This window comes from Pseudomonas emilianonis, assembly GCF_023072625.1.
Lineage (GTDB): Bacteria > Pseudomonadota > Gammaproteobacteria > Pseudomonadales > Pseudomonadaceae > Aquipseudomonas > Aquipseudomonas paraveronii.
On the sequence record NZ_JAKNRV010000424.1, the window covers coordinates 1 to 4,006 of the forward strand.

At 60.7% G+C, this 4,006-nt stretch carries 4 protein-coding genes; 2 read left to right on the forward strand and 2 right to left on the reverse strand.

Features of this window, described 5'->3' with window-relative positions:
• A partial coding sequence (locus L9Z73_RS26710) for a fatty acid cis/trans isomerase (RefSeq protein WP_247407560.1) occupies positions 1-1,929 on the forward strand: 1,929 nt, incomplete at its 5' end.
• Between the two features lie 94 nt (positions 1,930-2,023).
• Complete coding sequence (nfuA, locus tag L9Z73_RS26715; RefSeq protein ID WP_003190728.1) at positions 2,024-2,608, forward strand: Fe-S biogenesis protein NfuA; 585 nt, start codon at positions 2,024-2,026, stop codon at positions 2,606-2,608.
• 251 nt (positions 2,609-2,859) lie between these two features.
• Here nfuA and cobM read toward each other — a convergent pair whose 3' ends face one another.
• Both cobM and L9Z73_RS26725 read right to left on the reverse strand, forming a co-directional pair.
• Positions 2,860-3,606, reverse strand: coding sequence for a precorrin-4 C(11)-methyltransferase (gene cobM / locus L9Z73_RS26720; protein ID WP_247407561.1), 747 nt, complete (start codon positions 3,604-3,606; stop codon positions 2,860-2,862).
• A 70-nt stretch (positions 3,607-3,676) separates the two neighbouring features.
• Positions 3,677-4,006, reverse strand: a 330-nt coding sequence (locus L9Z73_RS26725) for a cobalamin biosynthesis protein (RefSeq protein WP_247407564.1), incomplete at its 5' end; no start/stop codon positions are given.

Consider the following 4,006-nt stretch of genomic DNA (forward strand, 5'->3'; position numbering starts at 1 on the left):
CGCCGCGCGCCGTTGCGGCCCAACGGCAAGCTGCCCGACGACATCGTGCTGGGCCTGAACCGCGAGAACATGTGCCCGCTGCCGGGCGAGTTCGACGCCTATGCCGACGCGCACCCGAATGAAGGTATGCCGTTGGCCGTGACCGGCTTGAGCGACCAGCAGTACCAGACCCTGCGACGCTGGCTGGCTTCCGGTGCGCCGATTGACCAGCAAGGCGTGGCGCCAAGCGCCCAGGAAGCCGCGCAGGTGCTGCAATGGGAAAGCCTGCTCAACGCTCCCGGCGCCCGTGAAAGTCTGGTCGCCCGCTGGCTGTTCGAACACCTGTTTATTGCCCATCTGTATTTCGAAGGCGGTGAGCCCGGGCATTTCTTCCAGTGGGTACGCTCGCGCACTCCCAGCGGCCAGCCGATTGACCTGATCAATACCCGTCGCCCCAACGACGATCCCGGTACCCGGATCTACTACCGGCTGTGGCCGGTACAAGGGGTGATCGTCCATAAGACCCACATCACGTACCCGCTCAGCGCGGCGAAAATGGAACGGGTCAAATCCTTGTTCTACAGCGGCGACTGGCAGGTCAGCGCCTTGCCGGGCTATGGTCCTGGTCGCCGTGCCAACCCGTTCGAGACGTTCGAGGCGATTCCGGCCCAGGCGCGCTACCAGTTCATGCTCGATAACGCCGAATTCTTTGTACGCACCTTTATCCGCGGCCCGGTGTGCCGTGGGCAGGTCGCCTCGGACGTGATCCGCGACAATTTCTGGGCACTGTTCCAGGCGCCCGAACACGACCTGTACATCACCGATCCGCTCTATCGCGGCCGGGCCACGCCGTTGCTGGCGATGCCCGGGCAGAACGACGATGTGGGCAGCGTGCTTAGCCTGTGGCACAAGTACCGAGACAAACGCAACGAGTACGAAGCGTTGCGCCGGTACCGCTATGGCGAGTTGCCTGCGCCCGATTGGTCGACCCTGTGGGCTGGCAACGACAATGCGTTGCTGAGCATCTTTCGTCACTTCGACAGCGCGTCGGTCAATAAAGGCCTGATCGGTGAAGTCCCGCAGACGCTGTGGTTGTTCGATTATCCGTTGCTGGAGCGCACCTACTACCAATTGGTGGTCAACTTTGACGTGTTCGGCAACGTGTCCCATCAGGCCCAGACCCGGTTGTACTTCGACCTGATCCGCAATGGCGCCGAACAGAACTTCCTACGCCTGATGCCGGCGAATTCGCGGGATGATTTCCTTGGTGATTGGTATCAGAACAGCGGCAAGGTCAAGCTGTGGATGGACTATGAGTCGATCGACGACGATAAACCCACCGGCCTGAAGCTGGATGAAAAGGACCCTAAACGCGATTTCGCCAACCAGTTGCTGGCGCGTTTTGGCGACCTCAATGCCAGTCCGGACCCGATCAATCGCTGTGTCGGCGCATTCTGCTCACGGCCGGGCCTCGACCCGGTGCTGCGCGATGCCGAGCAGGCTCTGAGTCGCCTGACGTCACGCCCGGCGGCGGGGCTCAAGGTCATCGAGCAACTGCCCGAAGCGACCATGCTGCGCGTCGAAACCCGCAACGGTTATCGCGAGGTCTACAGCCTGCTGCGCAACCGCGCCCACAGTAATGTCGCGTTCATGCTGGGTGAGGTTTCTCGCTATCAACCGGGCCTGGACACGTTGACGGTTTACCCCGGCGTGCTGAGCAGTTATCCGAACTTCATCTTCAATATCTCGGCCGAGCAAGTGCCGGCGTTCGTCGCGGCCATGGAAAATGCCAGGGACGCCCAGCATTTCGAGAAGATCGTCGATCGTTGGGGGGTGCGCCGCAGCCATCCGCAGTTCTGGGAGTACTTCCACGATCTGTCGACCTACATCCGCGAAACCACGCCGGTGGAAGAGGGTGTGCTGGATATGAACCGCTATGAAAACCTCTGACGACGATGGCGAGGCTTTTCCGACAAAATTACTGGGGCTTTGTATCTGCGTAATATTTTGGCGTAAACTGCCAGCAAGCCTGTGAGGAGTTTCCATGACTGCCATAACCATTACCGACGCCGCCCACGATTACCTGGCTGACCTGCTGTCCAAGCAGAACACCCCGGGTATCGGCATCCGCGTCTTTATCACCCAGCCTGGCACCCAGTACGCCGAGACGTGCATCGCCTACTGCAAGCCAGGCGAAGAGAAGCCGGAAGACACCGCGCTGGGGCTGAAAAGCTTCACCGCGTATATCGATGCCTTCAGCGAAGCGTTCCTCGACGACGCGGTGGTCGACTACGCGACCGACCGCATGGGCGGCCAATTGACCATCAAGGCGCCGAACGCCAAGGTGCCGAACGTCAACGCCGACAGCCCGGTCAACGAGCGTATCAATTACTACCTGCAAACCGAGATCAACCCTGGGCTGGCCAGCCACGGCGGGCAGGTCAGCTTGATCGACGTGGTAGATGACGGTATCGCCGTATTGAAGTTCGGCGGAGGCTGCCAGGGCTGCGGCCAGGCGGACGTGACCCTGCGTGAAGGCATCGAGCGCACCTTGCTCGAGCGCATTCCGGAGCTCAAGGGTGTACGTGATGTGACTGACCACACGCAGAAAGAAAATGCCTACTACTGAGTAAGGCGTTCACTGCGAACTAAAAAACGGCGCCCCGTGAGCGCCGTTTTTTTTTGCTTTAATTTCAGCCGGTTACGACTTTTGTCTAATGCTAAAGATTAAGTGTGGGAGGGGGCTTGCCCCCGATAGCATCCTGTCAGTCTACTTATTAAGCGACTGATACACCGCTATCGGGGGCAAGCCCCCTCCCACAGGTTTTTGTATTTATTTATTTAAAACAGTGTGTTGATAACAACTCATGAAGTTTTGGATTAAGGTCGGTACAGGTGCGCATGCCCGGCCCGATACAGCGACGACGCGCTGAAACTGTCACTGGCCAGCACCCGACCCACCACAATCAGCGCCGTGCGCCTGAAGCCCTTGGCCGCGACCTTTTCGGCGATGTCCGCCAAGGTGCCGACGGCCCAATCCTGATCCGGCCAGGTCGCACGGTGTACCACGGCAATCGGGCAATCCGCGCCGTAGTGCGGCAGCAGTTCGGCAACGATCTTCTCCAAATGATTGACCCCCAGGTGAATCGCCATGGTTGTGCCATGACGGGCCAGGCTGTCGAAGTCTTCACCGGCAGGCATGCGGGTTTTGTCCGCATACCGGGTGAGGATCACGCTCTGGGCGATGTCCGGCAGCGTCAGTTCGGTCTCTAGCAGCGCTGCGCAGGCCGCTACGGCGGTGACCCCGGGGATGATCTGGAACGCAATGCCCAACTCGCGCAACTGCCGGATCTGTTCGCCAATCGCCCCATACAGGCTTGGATCGCCGGAGTGGACCCGCGCCACATCCTGGCCCTTGGCATCGGCGGCCTTGATCACGTCGATAATCTGTTCCAGGTGCAGTTCGGCGCTGTTGACCACCTGTTCGGCCTGATGGCCTTCCAGTACCGCCGCCGGCACCAGCGACCCCGCATAGATGATCACCGGGCAACTGCGGATCAGCCGCTGGCCTTTGACGGTGATCAATTCCGGGTCGCCGGGGCCGGCGCCGATGAAGTAGACGGTCATGGAGAATTCCTGTGGAAAAGCGGGCGAGCATGAAGATTGCTCATGATCGGAAGCGGCGATTATCGCGATTTCAGTCGGCGCAGGCCAATGCCAACGTGGCTCGGGCGGACTTTTTGCGCGGGATCAGCAAGCGGGCAGGGGCGCCGCTGAGCTGTTCGGCCAGGGCCAGGGCAGCGCTTTCGGCGATGCCGTAACAACCGGTATGGGCAAAGGCGACGGCAGACCTATGGCTCAGGCGGCCTTCATACACCGCCAGTTGCGCGGCGCTGAAGCACTGCAGTGGCAGGTTCAAGGCTTGCGCCAGAGCAAGCAAGCCCGGTTCGTCTTGCTTGCGATCAATGCTGGCCAGCGCCGTGATGCGGTGGCGCTCGATACCGCCCTCGGCGAGGGCGGCGTCCAG